Origin of the sequence: Catenulispora sp. GAS73 (assembly GCF_041262085.1) — a bacterium.
Classification (GTDB): domain Bacteria; phylum Actinomycetota; class Actinomycetes; order Streptomycetales; family Catenulisporaceae; genus Catenulispora.
Window position 1 is genome coordinate 24,206 of the sequence record NZ_JBGCCM010000017.1, and the last position, 15,312, is coordinate 39,517.

The following is a 15,312-nucleotide window of genomic DNA, read 5'->3' on the forward strand; positions in this document are numbered from 1 at the left end:
GGATCACGGACGCCCTGTCTCCGGCCCGCCGACCACGATGCCGTCGGCCGAGACCCGCGTCGCGCGCCACTCCTCGGCCGAGGCGTCCAGCAGTGCGGCGATCGTCGCCGCCGACCACTGACCGTCGGTCTCAGAAGGGACAGAAGAGGCAGAACGATCGGCCCGATCGGCACCGTCACCGACAGCGAGCCTGCTCAAGTCGCCCAACTCCCCCACATCCCCGTGCGCCACCAACGCTGAAGCAGCGGCCAAATGCCCGAGCCGCAAGCGCCGCCGCTGATCGAAGCCGTGCAGCGTGCCGGCCAGGTAGCCGGCGGCGAACGCGTCCCCGGCGCCGGTCGGCTCGACCACGTCCACCGTCAGCGCCGGCTCGGACACCGCGCCGTCGGCCGTCAGCGCCGTGACCACGCGCTCGGCGTCCTTCACCACGATCGTCGACGGCCCCGGAAACAGTGTCCTGAGTTCTGCCGGAACGCCAGTGCCGAAAGCAGCCTCGGCCTCGTCGGCGCCGAGCAGGGCGACATCGGCCGCGTTCACGAACTCCCGCAGCACCCCCGCGTCGCGGTCCCGCCACAGCACCGGCCGCCAGTTCAGATCGAAGCTGATCAGCCGCTGCCCGCGCGGCGCGTCCAGCAACGCACGCACCATCGCCAAGCACGTCTCCGACAGCGCCGGCGTGATCCCAGTGAGGTGCACCAGCCTCGCGCCGTCGACCAAGTCCGCGACCGCGGCCTCGCTCAACGTCGCCGGCGACATCGCCGACGCGGCCGAACCCGCGCGGTAGTAATGCAGCCTGCTGCGACCCGCACCGAGGTCCCCGTCGCGGTCGGATCCGCCGGTCTCCTTCAGGTACAAGCCCGTCGGCCGCGCCGGATCGACCGCCACGCCCGACGTGTCCACGCCGCGCCGCGCCACTTCGCCGACCAGTCGGCGTCCGAACCCGTCGTCCCCGACGCGGCTCACCCACGCGCTCGGCACCCCCAGCGCACGCAGCGCGCAGGCCACGTTCGACTCCGCGCCGCCGGCCGACACCGCGAACGACTCGACCCCGTCCAGCGGCCCGGGCCCGTCCGGCAGCAGCGCCGCCATCGACTCGCCGACACACACCGCCCACGGCGTCACCATGCGGCCTCCCCTGCCATCCGTCGGTCCCGTCCTCGCCTCTCGCCAGGCCCGCCGCGAGTGCCGCGGCGTTGACCACCCTTCGGCTGGAATGCTAGAACCGAAGCACAGCATATGCAACGAGCGTTGCAAATAGTGCAACGCCCCTGGCAGCGGAGGTGCCGTATGGTCCACCAGACGTTCGGCAGCCACACCGCGTCCACAGGCATCGACCGAGCGGCGGTCGCCGCGCTCGCCGAGGAGCACCTGGACTGGCGGTTCAAAGCCCTGCCGCCGCAGGCCTGGGGCCGCACCGCGCACGCCTGGCTCGCCTCGGCCCCGCACCTGTCCGACCTCGGCACTCCGCTCCTCACTCTCGACGCCGGAGCGCTGGACCACAACCTGCTCACCATGGCCGCCTGGTGCCGCGACGCCGGCGTCACCCTCGCCCCGCACGGCAAGACCACGATGGCGCCGGAGCTGTGGCAGGCCCAGCTGGACGCCGGCGCGGTCGGCATCACGCTCGCCAACCTCCCGCAGCTGCACGTCGCCCGGGCTTTCGGCGTCCAGCGCCTGATGCTCGCCAACACCCTGCTCGACCCGGCCGGCCTGGCGTGGATCGCCGCCGAGTTGGCCGCCGACCCGGATTTCGCGTTCGTCTCGTGGGTCGACTCCGTGGAATCCGTGGCCCAGATGGACGCCGCCCTGCGCGCGGCGGGCGTCGGCAGCGGCGCCGATCCCGAGACGGACCGGCCGGTCGAAGTCCTGGTCGAGCTCGGCGGCACCGGCGGCCGGACCGGAGCGCGCAGCATCCCAGAGGCCGAAGACATCGCGAACGCGGTCCGGGCGGCGCCGACGCTGAGGCTCGCGGGCATCGCAGGGTACGAAGGTTCCCTGGCTCACGACGCCTCATCCGAGAGCCTCAAGGTAGTCCGCGGCTACCTCCGCAACCTCGCCGAGCTACACCTCCGCATCGCGGCGGCCTACGAGACCGAGCACGCGGTCATCACTGCGGGCGGCAGCGCCTACTTCGACGACGTCGCCGAGATCCTGAAGCCTGCGGCCATCGAATCAGGGGCCGAAGTGGTGCTGCGCTCCGGCGCCTACGTCATTCACGACGACGGGCACTACCGAACCATCTCGCCGCTGTCTCGCGACACCACGAAGACTCCCTTCCGGGCAGCGATGCATGGCTGGGCCCGCGTCGTCTCTCACCCCGAGCCGCAGCTCTCGCTGCTGGACGGCGGCAAACGCGACTTCCCCTTCGACGAAGGCCTGCCGATTCCAGCCGTCGGCACCGTGACCGCGCTGAACGACCAGCACACGTTCCTGCGCGATGCCGGTGACACCGCTCCCGTCGGCGCCGTGCTCCGCTTCGGCCTCTCGCATCCGTGCACGGCGCTCGACAAGTGGACGCTCATCCCCGTCCTGGACGACTCCGACGGGGCCGACCCGCTGATCGTCGATCTGGTGAGGACGTTCTTCTGATGACAGATCTTGTCTTCCGCGGCGTCACCGTCGTAGACGGCACGGGAGCCGACCGCTACCACGCCGACGTCACCGTCGCCGACGGCTTCATCACCGACGTCAGCCCCGTCGCCGGCCCCACCGACGGCCTCGTCCTGACCCCCGGCTTCATCGACATGCACGCGCACTCCGACCTGCGCACCCTCGTGGAACGCGACCACCCCTCGCGCGTGACCCAGGGCGTGACCTGCGAGGTCCTCGGCCAGGACGGCCTGTCCTACGCCCCGGTCGACGACACCACGTTGCCCGCCCTGCGCCGCCAGATCGCCGGCTGGAACGGCGACCCCGACGGCTTCGACTGGAACTGGCGCACCGTCGGCGATTACCTCGACCGACTGGATCAGGGTATTGCCGTCAACGCCTGCTACCTCGTCCCGCACGGCTCGGTCCGCATGCTCGCTATGGGCTGGGACAACCGCGAACCGAACCGCGCCGAGCTGAACCGCATGCGCGAGCTGGTCGCGCAGGGGATGCGCGAGGGTGCCGTCGGCATGTCCAGCGGACTGTCCTACACGCCGGGCATGTACGCGGGCACCGACGAGCTGGTCGAACTCTGCGAAGTCGTGGCCGCGTACGGCGGCTACCACTCCCCGCACCAGCGCTCCTACGGCGCCGGCGCCCTCGGCGGCTACGCCGAGATGATCGAGATCTCGCGCCGCTCCGGCTGCCCGCTGCACCTCGCGCACGCCACGATGAACTTCGGCGTCAACGCCGGCCGAGCCGCCGAGCTTCTGGAGCTGGTCGACGCCGGCCTGGCAGAGGGCTGCGACATCAGCCTGGACACCTACCCCTACCTGCCGGGCTCCACGACCCTGGCGGCCCTGCTGCCGAGCTGGTCGGCCGAAGGCGGCCCGGACGCGACGCTGGCCCGGCTCGCGGATCCGGCGTCCCGGGAGCGGATCCGGCGCGACGTCGAGGACCGCGGCAGCGACGGCAACCACGGCATGATCGTCGACTGGCAGACCATCCAGATCTCCGGCGTCCAGGATCCGAGCCTGTCCGACGCCGTCGGCCGCACCGTCGCCGAGATCGCCGCCGCGCGCGCCGTGACCGGCACCGAGGCGTTCTTCGACCTGCTGCGCACGGACCGCTTGGGGACCACGATCCTGCACCACGTCGGCAACGAGGAGAACGTCCGCGCCATCATGCGGCACCGCGCGCACACGGTCGGCAGCGACGGCCTGCTGGTCGGCGCGCGTCCGCATCCCCGCGCCTGGGGCACGTTCCCGCGCTATCTCGGCCACTACAGCCGGGATCTCAAGGTCCTGACACTGGAGGAGACGGTCGCCCGGATGACCGGCCGGCCGGCCCGGCGCCTGCGCCTGGACCGGCGCGGCCTGATCCGGGTCGGCCACCACGCCGATCTGGTGCTGTTCGATCCGCGGACCGTCACGGACACCGCGACCTTCGAACAGCCCCGCCAGGCCGCCGACGGCATCGTCGAAGTGCTGGTCAACGGCGTTTCGGTACTGACAGACGGCACGCCCACCGGGGCCCTGGCGGGCCGGGCGCTGCGACGTACAGAGCAGGGGGTATCAGCCTTATGACTTTCGATCTGCATCGATTCCCAAACCTTCCGCATCCGGACTTCCGCGCGGCCCTGGCCGCCGAGCCGGTGATAGCCGTGGTCCGCGCACCTTCGATCCCTGATTCGGCGGCGCTGTGCGCGGCACTGGCCGCCGGCGGCATCACCTGCACCGAGCTCACGTTCAGCACGCCCGACGTGGTGCCGCACCTGCGGGCCGCCGTCGCCGCCGGGCACCGCATCGGCGCCGGGACCGTCATGAACGCGCAGCAGGCGAAGGACGCGATCGATGCCGGAGTCTCATTCCTCGTCACCCCGGGGCTGCGGCCCGAGGTCGCCGCGGCCGCGCACGAGGCGGGCGTCCCGATCGTGCTGGGAGCGCTGACCCCGACGGAGGTCGCGCAGGCGATGGACCTCGGCACCGCGGCCGTGAAGATCTTTCCTGCCAAGGCGTTCGGCCCCGGCTACTTCAAGGACCTCAACGGCCCGTACCCGGGACTGCCGCTGGTCGCCTCCGGCGGAGTCAACGCCGGCAACGCCGCGGACTTCCTGGCCCAGGGAGCGCTCGCGGTGTGTGCGGGCACTGATGTGGTGCCGCCGGATGTGGTGGAGGCGGGAGACTGGCCGGAGATCACCCGGCGCGCCCGAGCGTTCATGGCGGCCCTCAAGCCATCAGCCTGACACCCGAGAGATCGATCACCTCACGCCCGGCGCTTCCCATACCGCGTTAAAGTGGATCTATCACTAGCAAGCGCGCACGCCGGGAGCACCACCATCGCCACGTCCCTCCGTACCCCGACCATCGCGCAGCTCAAAGCGTTCGCGACGGTCGCCGAACATCTGCACTTCCGGGACTCGGCCGCGGTGCTCGGGATGAGTCAGCCGGCGCTGTCCGGGGCGATCGCGGCCCTGGAGGAGAACCTCGGGACGCGGCTGGTCGAGCGGACCACGCGCAAGGTGCTGCTGACGTCGTCCGGCGAGCGGGTGGCGCGGCACGCGCAGCGCGTCCTGGCGGCCATGGACGACCTGGTCGAGGAGGCCGCGGCGGCGCGGCAGCCGTTCACCGGGACCGCGAAGGTCGGCGTGATCCCGACGCTGGCCCCGTATCTGCTACCGGCTTTGCTGCGGCCGTTGAAGAAGCGGTTCCCGAAGTTGGACCTGTTCGTCCACGAGGAACAGACCGCGGTGCTGTTGGAGGGCATAGCAACCGGGCGGCTCGACCTCGGGCTGCTCGCGTTGCCGGCGGGGGCGCCAGGCGTCGACGAGCTGGCGCTGTACGACGAGGACTTCCTGGTCGTGGCGCCCGAGCACACGCTCCCGGTCGGGAGCGGCCCGGTCTCCCGGAAAGTGCTGAAGCAGCACGACATCCTGCTGCTGGAGGAGGGTCACTGCCTGCGGGACCAGGCGCTGGACGTCTGCGCCGAGGTCGGTGCCGCGGGCTCCGGGGCGACGCGCGCCGCGTCGCTGTCGACGCTGGTCCAGCTGGTGGCCGGCGGGATAGGCGTGACGCTGCTGCCGGAGACGGCGGTCGCGGTGGACGCGCGCGCCGGGTCGGGCCTGGAGGCGCGCAGGCTGGACGGGACGGCGCCGTCGCGGCGGATCGGGCTGGTGTACCGGTCGTCGTCGGCGCGGGCCGAGGAGTTCGGCGGGCTGGCGGCGGCGATGCGCGAGGCGGTCGCGGCGGCCCGGCTGCCGGTGCGGCTGGTCGCGGCGGCGCCATTGGCCGCGGCGGCCCCGCTGACCCCACTTGTCACGGCGGAGGCCGGTGACCGGAGCTGACTCTTCATCTGTCCCCGCCGCAGGTGAAGCGGCAGCTCCGGCCCACCAGCAAATCATGCTGAGAATTGGGTGAAACGCCAAGAGTTGTTGCCGATCGGTTATCAACTTTTGCGCGGCGATGACCGTTTCGTGATGCTACCGCCACGTACCGCACAGTTGATCATTCGCGCCCGCAGTCCCGGCCGCCCTGCTTCAATAGCGCCATGACGCCCCGCGAGACTCCCGTGCCGCCCGCAATAGCCGCCCTGCCGCACGACCCGCGCGGCTACCCGATCCCCGCGATCACACCCCGTGACGCCGAGGGAAACCCGACCTTCGCGATCACCGGCGCGGCCCGCACGCTGATCTGCGCGATCGAACGCCGCTGCTCGATCTGCGGCACCCCGATGGCACCGGGGCCGGTCTACCGCGTCATCGCGGCGGCCGAGACCGAGGCGCTGACCGCCGCACACAAGGCCGGCCAGACCGCAACCAACAAGGCACCGTCCCCCGAACCGCCGGGCCACCGCGCCTGCATGCTCTTCGCCGCGTTCACCTGCCCCTTCCTGGCCCGCCCCAACGCACGCCGAGGCCAGGACGCGGACGTGATGGGCTCGGCCCTGACGCGCGGCACGGCGCGCGGCAGCTCGACCGAGTCGGGCACCGAGATCGGCGGCGCGGTCGCCGGCTTCGCAGACTACGAATTCCGCTACACCCCGGGTTCCAACCAGGTGGCGTTCGTCTTCACCGGCCTGACCGAGCTCCGGACACACCAGCTGGGCGCGGACCAGGTTCCGGAGCTCATCAAGGCACTGACAGACGCCGAACCACCGGTCGGAACATGCCCGCCATACCTGCTCGACGACGAGGACGCGGCGGCCGCGTACGCCGGCGCCCTGCTGAAGGAGGCGATGGCGCGGAGCCGGAATGCCGGCGGCGCCTGAGCCTGAGGGTGACGATCGGCGGCGACCCGGGACTACCCCGCTCCGAAACTGGTTCTTCGGCGGCGGAGTCCACATCGTCTCGCTGCTCGGCGCCAGCCTCTCGGTAACGGCAGGCGCGTCCTTCGGCGCTTTTCGGCGTCGGCGCCGAGTCGGGCACGGCCTGAGCTCGCTACCAGGCGCTCCGCCCGACGCGTCGTCACGAGCCTGACCTGGCCTGACCTAGCCTGGCCTCCGCGATCTTCGTGCGACGATTCGCCGATGGAACGCGACCTCACACCCAACGCCTGGGACGACCCGGCGGACGCGGACACCAGAATGGTCGTCGTTCCAGGCCGGCCGCCGATACGGGACAAGGCACTGACCACCGACAGCGGAAGCATCCGGCGTCCGGGAAAGAGTCGTCCTGACCCCTCTACGCAAAGCGCGTGTTGCGACCCAGTGCGACATCAACGGCCCGCAGCAACGCGCCAAGCCGCTCCATCTCCTCACTCGGCGGCGGCACCAGGTCAGCGCCGGCCGCCCAGTGCTCACCCACCTCGCGGAGCAGGTGCCACAAAGCCTGGGCGGTCGGCCGATCCAGCGTGAGCGCAATCGCGTCGTCGTCCATGCCCGGACTGTAGCCCCGGCGCACACGATCACGCGCCGGGGCCCCCATCAAAGCTCGTCCGAGCGACATCTCACGCCGTGGGCGGCTTGCTCCCGATCCGCATCACCGGACCGGTCGTGTCCTGGAAGAAGTCGTTCCCCTTGTCATCCACCACGATGAAAGCCGGGAAGTCCTCCACCTCGATCCGCCACACGGCCTCCATCCCGAGCTCGGGGTACTCCAGCACCTCGACCTTCTTGATGCAGTCCTGCGCCAGGCGCGCCGCGGGGCCGCCGATGGAGCCGAGGTAGAAGCCGCCGTGCTCCGCGCAGGCGTCGGTGACCTGCTTCGAGCGGTTGCCCTTGGCCAGCATCACCATCGAGCCGCCGGCGGCCTGGAACTGTGCGACGTAGGAGTCCATGCGGCCGGCGGTCGTCGGGCCGAAGGAGCCGGAGGCGTAGCCCTCGGGGGTTTTTGCCGGGCCCGCGTAGTAGACCGGGTGGTCCTTCATGTACTGGGGCATCGGTTCGCCGGCGTCCAGGCGTTCCTTGATCTTCGCGTGCGCGATGTCGCGGGCCACGACCAGGGTGCCGGTCAGGGCCAGGCGGGTCTTCACCGGGTACTTCGACAGTTCCGAGCGGATCTCGGTCATCGGGCGCGACAGGTCCACGCGGATGACGTCGTCGTCGAGGTGTTCGTCGGTGGTCTCCGGGAGGAAGTGGCCCGGCTCGAACTCCAGCTGCTCCAGGAACACCCCGTCGCGGGTGATCTTGCCGAGGGCCTGGCGGTCCGCCGAGCAGGACACGGCCATCGCCACCGGGAGGGAGGCGCCGTGGCGGGGCAGGCGGATCACGCGGACGTCGTGGCAGAAGTACTTGCCGCCGAACTGCGCGCCGATGCCGATGCGGCGGGTCAGCTCCAGGACCTCGGCCTCCAGCTCCAGGTCACGGAAGCCGTGGGCGGTGATCGAGCCCTGCTTCGGCATCGTGTCCAGGTAGCGCGCGGAGGCGTACTTGGCCGTCTTCAGTGCGAACTCCGCCGAGGTGCCGCCGATCACGATCGCCAGGTGGTACGGCGGGCAGGCCGCGGTGCCCAGGGAGCGGATCTTCTCCTCCAGGAACTTCAGCATCGCCTTGGGGTTCAGGATCGCCTTCGTCTCCTGATACAGGTACGACTTGTTCGCCGACCCGCCGCCCTTGGCCATGAACAGGAACTTGTACGCGTCCCCGTCCGTGGCGTACAGCTCCACCTGCGCCGGCAGGTTCGAGCCGGTGTTCTTCTCGTCCCACATCGTCAGCGGCGCCATCTGCGAGTAGCGCAGGTTCAGCCGGGTGTAGGCGTCGTACACGCCGCGTGCGATGTGCGCCTCGTCGCCGCCGGAGGTCAGCACCTGCTGGCCGCGCTTGCCCATCACGATCGCCGTGCCGGTGTCCTGGCACATCGGCAGGATGCCGCCGGCCGAGATGTTGACGTTCTTCAGCAGGTCCAGCGCCACGAACCGGTCGTTCGCCGAGGCCTCCGGGTCGTCCAGGATGTTGCGCAGCTGCTGCAGGTGCCCGGGACGCAGGTAGTGCGCGATGTCGTGCATCGCGGTCTCGGTGAGCAGCCGCAGCGCCTCCGGCTCGACCTGAAGGAACGTGCGCCCGCCAGCCTCGACGGTGCTGACGCCCTCGGTCGTGAGCAGGCGGTACGGGGTCTCGTCCGGCCCCGTCGGGAGGAGGTCGGCGTACTCGAAGTCAGGCATGTCGCCAGCGTACTCGCGGCGCACGGAGCCCCCGGAAGCCCTGCTTGTGCGGTGTGCCACACCGGGTCGCGGGAACTTGAAACACAAACATCATACGTCTTACCATCGGACGCATGACGATATCGCTCGACCGGCCGGACAGCCGCGAAACGGACCTCCTGGAAACGGACCTCCTGGAAAGCTTCGAGCGACTCACCGAACCCACCGCACCGGCCGAGCCCGAGGAACGCCGCCAACAGAAGGTCGCCGGCGGCGCCCTGATCCTGGCCGGCATCGTCCTGGTGGCGGCCAATCTGCGACTCGGCGTCTCCTCCACCGGCCCGCTGCTCGACCAGCTGCGCGACCGCCTGCACCTCGGCGCCGGCGTCGTCACCCTGCTGCCCACGCTCTGGGTCGTGATCTTCGCCTTCGCCGGCCCGGCCGGCTCCTGGCTGGCCCGTCGGCACGGCGCCGGCTCGGTCCTGGCCGCGAGCCTGGCCGTCCTGGTCGCCGGCTCCGCGGTGCGTGGCATCCCGGACGTCCCCGGCCTGCTGGCCGGTTCCGTCCTGGCCGGCATCGGCATCGCGCTGGGCAACGTCCTGCTGCCGGTCGTGGTGCGCACCTACTTCCCGCACCGCATCGGCGCCATCACCGGCCTCTACTCCACGATGATCGCCCTGGGTTCCACAGTCGCGGCGGGCATCGCGGTCCCGCTGTCCAACACCCTCGGCGGCCCCTCCGCGGGCCTGGAGTTCTGGGCCATCCCGGCCCTGGCCGGCCTCGCGTTGTGGATGGCCAGCCACCCGCACCGCCGCCGCCACGACCGCGGCGTCGCCGCCGCGGCCGCCACCTCCGGCGCCGCGCAGCGGCCGCACATCCCGCTGAAGTCCCTGGCCAAGAACAAGCTCGCCTGGGCCATGACCTTCGCCTTCGGCCTGCAGAGCATGTCCGGGTACGTGGTCATGGGCTGGATCCCGACCGTCCTGCACGACCACGGCATGTCCTCGGCCGCCGCCGGCACCGTGCTGAGCGTGACGTTCGCGGTCAACGCGCCGCTGTCGTTCATCGTGCCGCTGACCGCCGCGCGCCTGCGCAGCCAGCGCCTGCTGGCCATGAGCCTCGGCGTGGTCTTCGGGCTCGGCTTCGTCACCCTGATGGTCGCCCCGGCCTCGCTGGCCTACCTGGCCGCGGTCCTGATCGGCGTCGGCATGGCCGCTTTCCCGCTGGTCCTGACCATGATCGGGCTTCGCGGCGGCACCCCGGAGGGCACCGCGGCCCTGTCCGCGTTCTCCCAGTCCGCCGGCTACCTGATCGCCGCGACGGGCCCGATCATGTTCGGCTTCCTCGGCCACGCCCTGCACAGCTGGACCGTCCCGCTGGGCATCATGGTCGCCGTGGTCCTGGCCCAGGGAGTGGTCGCGTCCTACGTGGGATCGCCCAAGCGCGGCACGTTGGCAGCGCCCGGCGGGGACTCCGGCTCGGCCACCGCGGCCGCGAACTGAGAGACTGCCGTCTGTGGCGAACGGACTCACCGGCATCCAGCGCGGCTCACTGGTCGACGAAGTCATCGACAAGCTCCGCGAACAGATCAGCAGCGGCGCGTGGGCGGTGGACGCCCGCATCCCCACCGAGCCGGAACTCGTCGAGGCTCTGAACGTGGGCCGCGGGACGGTCCGCGAGGCGGTGCGGGCGCTGGCCCACGCCGGCCTGCTGGAGGTGCGACGCGGCGACGGGACGTACGTCCGGGCCCGCAGCGAGCTCTCCGGCGCGCTGCGGCGCGAGATCCAGGCCACGACGCACGACCACGTCCAGGAGGTCCGCCGCGCGATCGAGGTCGAGGCGGCCCGCCTGGCCGCGCGCCGGGCCACTCCCTCCGACCTCGAAGCGTGCGACGCCGCGCTGGCCGCCCGGGACGTCGCGGCGCGCAGGGTCGAGAAGGCCGATCCGAGCGACACGTCCTGGGTCGACGAGTGGGTCGAGGCCGACGCGAACTTCCACACCGCGATGGTCGCCGCCGCAGGCAACCCGCTGCTGCTCGACCTCTACCTGGAGATCGGCAGCGCCCTGCGCACCGTGTTGACGGAGCGCGCGCTGCGCACGGACTTCGACCGCTTCCTCGTCGCCGGGCACAGCACCCTGCTGGACGCGGTGCGCGCCGGGGACCCCGAGGCCGCGGTGCGCGAGGCCTCGCTGAACGTGGAGACCAGCGCGGAAGAGTAAATCCCTTCCACGATCGCCGCGCGTATAGTGCACAAGGTGAGCGTGCCCGCAGCCTTTCCGGCCAACGACCCCCACAGCACCATGCGCGCTTCCGACGCCGACCGGGACCGTGTGGCGGACGCCCTGAGAGAGGCCTACGCGGAGGGCCGTCTCGACGTCGAAGAGCACAACGAGCGCATCGATCTCGCCTACAAGGCCAAGACCCTCGGCGAGCTGTCGCCGTTGCTGTCGGACCTGCCGCAGCGGCACGCCGCGACCCTCGCCAGTCCCACCTCCCCGGTCCCGCCGATGCCCGCGGACTACGCGCCGGGTTCCAAAATTACCGCGGTCTTCGCCGAGCAGAAGCGCTCCGGGCGCTGGGTCGTGCCGTCGCAGACCACCGCGGCCGCCGTCTTCGGCTCGGTCACCATCGACCTGCGCGAGGCCGTGCTGACGCAGCGCGAGGTGGTCATCATCGCCAACGCGGTGTTCGGTTCGATCGAGATCAAGGTGCCGCACGGCGTCATCGTGCGCGACGAGGGCACCGCGGTGTTCGGCTCGCGCAGCGGTTCGGACCGGAACGCGGCCGGGGACGTGCCGATCACGCCGGACTCGCCGGTCGTGGTGCTGCGCGGGATGGCGCTGTTCGGCGAGGTGTCGGTGCGGTATCCCAAGCCGAAGAAGCTCGGCAAGTTCCTCGGGCGCTAGCCCTTCCAAGCTGGTTCCGAACTCTAGTTGAGCGGCGTCGCCACGCAGGCCGTCCCATAAGCGCAGATCTCGGTGCCGAGCTCGCCGGGCGACGTCTCGAACCGCATCGCCAGCACCGCGTTCCCGCCCCGGCGCGTGGCCTCCTCGGTCAGCCGGGCCATCGCTTCCATCCGGCTGTCGACGAGCATCTTCGTCTGGCCCTTCAGCTCGCCGCCCTTCAGCGACTTCATCGCCGATCCGAACGAGCTGCCGATGTTGCGCGCACGGACCGTCAGCCCGAAGCACTCGCCCAACACGCGTTCGATGCGGAACCCCGGCAGGTCGTTCATCGTGCTCACCATCACGGTGTTCGCAGGATCCTGGCCGCCGCTGTAGTCAGTGCTCATACCGAACAGCTTGAGCACCGCGGGCCCGATCGGCGCGCTACGCGAGCGAATGGGTTAGCGCGAACTCCGCCATCCCGTCGGCGAACTCCACGTGTGGGCGCCAGCCGAGCTCGTCACGGATCCGCGCGCTGGAGGCGGTGATGTGCCGCACGTCCCCGAGGCGGTAGCCGCCGGTCACCACCGGAGCCGGGCCGTCCATCGCGCGCGCCAGCTCGGCGGCCATCTCGCCGACGGTGCGCGGGGTTCCGCTGCCGACGTTGTAGGCGCGCAGTTCGCCGGGCCCGCATCCGTCGGCCCTGGCGGCATCGGTAGCACTGGCCGTACCAGACGCACCGGCGGCAGCGGCGGCACCGGCGGCCCACTCCAGCGCGGCGACGTTCGCGGTCGCGATGTCGCGCACGTGCACGAAGTCACGCCGCTGCCCGCCGTCCTCGAACACCGCCGGCGCCTCGCCGCGCAGCAACGCCGACCGGAACAGCGCCGCGACTCCCGCGTAGGGCGTGTCGCGCGGCAGCCGCGGGCCGTAGACGTTGTGGTAGCGCAGGGCCACGCCGCGGACGCCGTCGGCCAGACGTGCCCACGAGGCGGCCAGATGCTCGGTCATCAGCTTCGAGGCGGCGTAGACGTTGCGCGGATCGAGCGGAGCGTCCTCGCCGACCAGTCCCGGGGCCAACGGCTCCGCGCAGATCGGGCACGGGGGTTCGAAGGACCCTGAGATCAGGTCCCCTTCGCGCCGCGGACCGGGACGTACCCAGCCGTGCTCGGCACACTCGTACCGACCCTCGCCGTAGACGACCATCGACGAGGCGAAGGCCAGCGCCCGCACCCCGGCGGCGGCCATCTCGGCCAGCAGGACCGATGTGCCGAAGTCGTTGTGCGACACGTAGTCCGGCGCGTCGCCGACGGTACGATCCAGGCCGACCTTCGCTGCCTGGTGGCAGACGGCGTCCACGCCACGCAGGGCTCTGCGAACCTCCTCGGCGTCCCGGATGTCGGCGCCGTTCACCAGGTCCAATCCCACGACCTCGTGCCCGGCGGCCTCCAGCGCCTCGACGACATGCGACCCGATGAACCCGGCGGAACCGGTGACGAGAACCCTCATGCCGCCGACGCTAGACGCCGACGGCGGTGCCGCACCCCATGCGACGCCGCCGTTCAGCGAACCGTAATCAGTTCTAGCTCTCGTCCGCGCTCTCACTCTCACGGTCCGGTCCGGCTTCCCGGACCTCCTCGACCTTGCGCATCGCGTCCCGCAGGTCGCCGACCCAGTCGCCGGCGTGCTTCTCCACGAGCCGCACGCACCAGGCCAGCGCGTCGCTCCGGCTGCGGGCGACGCCGCCGTCCACCAGCGTGTCCAGCAGCGCGCGCTCTGGCTGCTTCAGCCGGGTCATCACCGGCACGGAAAGGTGCGTGAACAGGCGGCCCTGGTCACCGCACCGCACGCCCCAGGAGACCTTGCGCCCGAACTTGTGCTCCGCGTCCCGGGCCACGGCCATGCGCGCCTCGCGCGTGCGCTCCCGGAACTCCTTGATCCGGCCCTCGACGGTGGCGGCTTTCTCCGCCTCCGAGGCGCCCTCGGTGTAGGCCGGCTCCGGTATCCGCCCGACGACCGTGATCTCCTCGCGGTCGACCGTGACCTCCGGCGCGCCGTCGAACAGGTCCTCCGGCAGCCGTCCTGTGAACCATCCTCGTGTCTTCTCGATCAGCTCTTCTCGTGTAGCCATGTATCCACGATTACACGATTACAACGTCTACGACAGCTTCGCGGGCGCACGAATAAAGGCGGGGCGTTCGCCTTGAGCGAACGCCCCGCCTTGCCCCCTGGTCCCCCCAGGGAGGTTTGCACGACCTGTGTCGATCAGTGCGCGCCTCATCGCGCGCGGTTCACCGCAATCCGGAGTCCTTTCACCAGCCAGCGCGGGTACCGGCGCGCGTCCACACAACGCAGTGCCGTTGACCCTCACGACGACTTATCCCAGTGACCGTCTCTCTTGTGAAGTTTTCTATGGTGACCGTCGCGTGCCGAACCGGGCCACACCCCGGGACCGCACAACAGCAGAGGTCTTGCAGAGAATTCTCGAACGCGTTCGGCGGCTCCAGCTGCCTGTCTGGCGCCTGGCTTCAGCGTAGGCGCGAGACACCGGAAGCCTGATCCGTCAGGCGACGTAGAAATGCGCACCTATGTGACTAGGGCGCTGACGTACGCTCGGGGACGGATCCAGAGATCGCGATCGCCACCGGGCGCCGCGTCTGTAACACCGGCACCGGACTCCGCGTCGGTACGGGTGGAATGTTCGACGAGGGAAGCGCGGTGGCCATGGCGAAGCACGATGAAGAGTTCTTGGAGTTCGCTTCAGCGCGGACCCAGCACCTGTTCCGTACCGCGTATCTGATGTGCGGTGACTGGCACCAAGCCGAGGACCTCGTTCAGGAGACGCTCGGCAAGGTCTTCGCGGTCTGGGGACGCAAGCGGCGTATCGAGAACCCCGACGCCTACGCGCAGACCGTGCTGACCCGGACGTTCATTTCGGCGCGCAGGAAGCGCAGCTCACGGGAGCTGCCCTCCTCCAGCCTGCCCGAGGCCGAGTTCCACGAGGCGGACGCGTCCCTGCGCATGACCTTGCTGGAGGGCCTGGCGGCCCTGCCGGCCAAGGACCGCGCCGTGCTGGTTCTGCGGTTCTGGGAGGACCGCAGTGTCGAGGAGGTGGCGCACATCATGGGCGCCAGCTCGGGCGCGGTGCGCACGCGTACGAACCGGGCGCTGACCCGGCTGCGCGGCACGCTCGGGGATCTGCTTCCGGAACTCGCCCTCACCTGAACACCACACTGTGGATCCGACAAAGAAGGAAGCTGAC

The 15,312-nt window shown here is 70.7% G+C and carries 15 protein-coding genes; 9 read left to right on the forward strand and 6 right to left on the reverse strand.

Annotated features, from left to right (window positions below; translation table 11 throughout):
* Positions 1-3 precede the first annotated feature (3 nt).
* Positions 4-1,125 carry a sugar kinase gene (locus tag ABH935_RS25000; RefSeq protein WP_370380353.1) on the reverse strand — a complete coding sequence of 374 codons (1,122 nt, stop codon included), beginning with the start codon at positions 1,123-1,125 and terminating at the stop codon, positions 4-6.
* A 162-nt stretch (positions 1,126-1,287) separates the two neighbouring features.
* On the opposite strand from ABH935_RS25000, the gene ABH935_RS25005 reads away from it, so the two are divergent.
* The 5 genes from ABH935_RS25005 to ABH935_RS25025 all read left to right on the forward strand — a co-directional run bounded on the left by ABH935_RS25005 (position 1,288) and on the right by ABH935_RS25025 (position 6,855).
* Positions 1,288-2,589 carry an amino acid deaminase gene (locus tag ABH935_RS25005; protein ID WP_370380354.1) on the forward strand — a complete coding sequence of 434 codons (1,302 nt, stop codon included), beginning with the start codon at positions 1,288-1,290 and terminating at the stop codon, positions 2,587-2,589.
* Positions 2,589-4,175 carry an amidohydrolase family protein gene (locus ABH935_RS25010; RefSeq protein WP_370380355.1) on the forward strand — a complete coding sequence of 529 codons (1,587 nt, stop codon included), beginning with the start codon at positions 2,589-2,591 and terminating at the stop codon, positions 4,173-4,175. Before ABH935_RS25005 ends, ABH935_RS25010 begins: the two co-directional genes overlap by 1 nt.
* The gene (locus ABH935_RS25015) at positions 4,172-4,834 is read left to right on the forward strand and encodes a bifunctional 4-hydroxy-2-oxoglutarate aldolase/2-dehydro-3-deoxy-phosphogluconate aldolase (protein WP_370380356.1); all 663 of its coding nucleotides are present in this window, start codon (positions 4,172-4,174) and stop codon (positions 4,832-4,834) included. The genes ABH935_RS25010 and ABH935_RS25015 overlap by 4 nt, the downstream gene beginning before the upstream one ends.
* A 51-nt stretch (positions 4,835-4,885) precedes the next feature.
* The gene (locus ABH935_RS25020) at positions 4,886-5,932 is read left to right on the forward strand and encodes a hydrogen peroxide-inducible genes activator (protein WP_370380357.1); all 1,047 of its coding nucleotides are present in this window, start codon (positions 4,886-4,888) and stop codon (positions 5,930-5,932) included.
* Between the two features lie 203 nt (positions 5,933-6,135).
* Positions 6,136-6,855, forward strand: a complete 720-nt coding sequence (locus ABH935_RS25025) for a hypothetical protein (protein WP_370380358.1) — start codon at positions 6,136-6,138, stop codon at positions 6,853-6,855.
* A 412-nt stretch (positions 6,856-7,267) separates the two neighbouring features.
* Here ABH935_RS25025 and ABH935_RS25030 read toward each other — a convergent pair whose 3' ends face one another.
* Positions 7,268-7,462, reverse strand: coding sequence for a hypothetical protein (locus tag ABH935_RS25030; RefSeq protein ID WP_370380359.1), 195 nt, complete (start codon positions 7,460-7,462; stop codon positions 7,268-7,270).
* 70 nt (positions 7,463-7,532) lie between these two features.
* A complete protein-coding gene (locus ABH935_RS25035) occupies positions 7,533-9,185 on the reverse strand; it encodes a fumarate hydratase (protein ID WP_370380360.1) in 1,653 nt (550 codons plus the stop codon).
* Between the two features lie 113 nt (positions 9,186-9,298).
* On the opposite strand from ABH935_RS25035, the gene ABH935_RS25040 reads away from it, so the two are divergent.
* Genes ABH935_RS25040 through ABH935_RS25050 form a run of 3 tightly spaced genes read left to right on the forward strand, consistent with a single transcriptional unit; the run spans position 9,299 to position 12,071 of the window.
* Complete coding sequence (locus ABH935_RS25040; RefSeq protein ID WP_370380361.1) at positions 9,299-10,666, forward strand: CynX/NimT family MFS transporter; 1,368 nt, start codon at positions 9,299-9,301, stop codon at positions 10,664-10,666.
* Between the two features lie 13 nt (positions 10,667-10,679).
* Positions 10,680-11,384 carry a FadR/GntR family transcriptional regulator gene (locus ABH935_RS25045; RefSeq protein ID WP_370380362.1) on the forward strand — a complete coding sequence of 235 codons (705 nt, stop codon included), beginning with the start codon at positions 10,680-10,682 and terminating at the stop codon, positions 11,382-11,384.
* A gap of 36 nt (positions 11,385-11,420) precedes the next feature.
* Entirely contained in the window at positions 11,421-12,071 is a 651-nt protein-coding gene (locus ABH935_RS25050; protein ID WP_370380363.1) for a DUF1707 domain-containing protein, read from the forward strand.
* Between the two features lie 23 nt (positions 12,072-12,094).
* Here the strand turns inward: ABH935_RS25050 and ABH935_RS25055 are convergent, their stop codons facing one another.
* The 3 genes from ABH935_RS25055 to ABH935_RS25065 form a co-directional block, all read right to left on the reverse strand.
* Complete coding sequence (locus ABH935_RS25055; protein WP_370380364.1) at positions 12,095-12,457, reverse strand: YbjQ family protein; 363 nt, start codon at positions 12,455-12,457, stop codon at positions 12,095-12,097.
* A gap of 37 nt (positions 12,458-12,494) precedes the next feature.
* Positions 12,495-13,559, reverse strand: a complete 1,065-nt coding sequence (locus tag ABH935_RS25060; RefSeq protein ID WP_370380365.1) for an NAD-dependent epimerase/dehydratase family protein — start codon at positions 13,557-13,559, stop codon at positions 12,495-12,497.
* 73 nt (positions 13,560-13,632) lie between these two features.
* Complete coding sequence (locus tag ABH935_RS25065) at positions 13,633-14,181, reverse strand: hypothetical protein (RefSeq protein WP_370380366.1); 549 nt, start codon at positions 14,179-14,181, stop codon at positions 13,633-13,635.
* Positions 14,182-14,774: 593 nt separating this feature from the next.
* On the opposite strand from ABH935_RS25065, the gene ABH935_RS25070 reads away from it, so the two are divergent.
* The gene (locus ABH935_RS25070; protein WP_370380367.1) at positions 14,775-15,275 is read left to right on the forward strand and encodes a SigE family RNA polymerase sigma factor; all 501 of its coding nucleotides are present in this window, start codon (positions 14,775-14,777) and stop codon (positions 15,273-15,275) included.
* Positions 15,276-15,312: the final 37 nt, after the last annotated feature.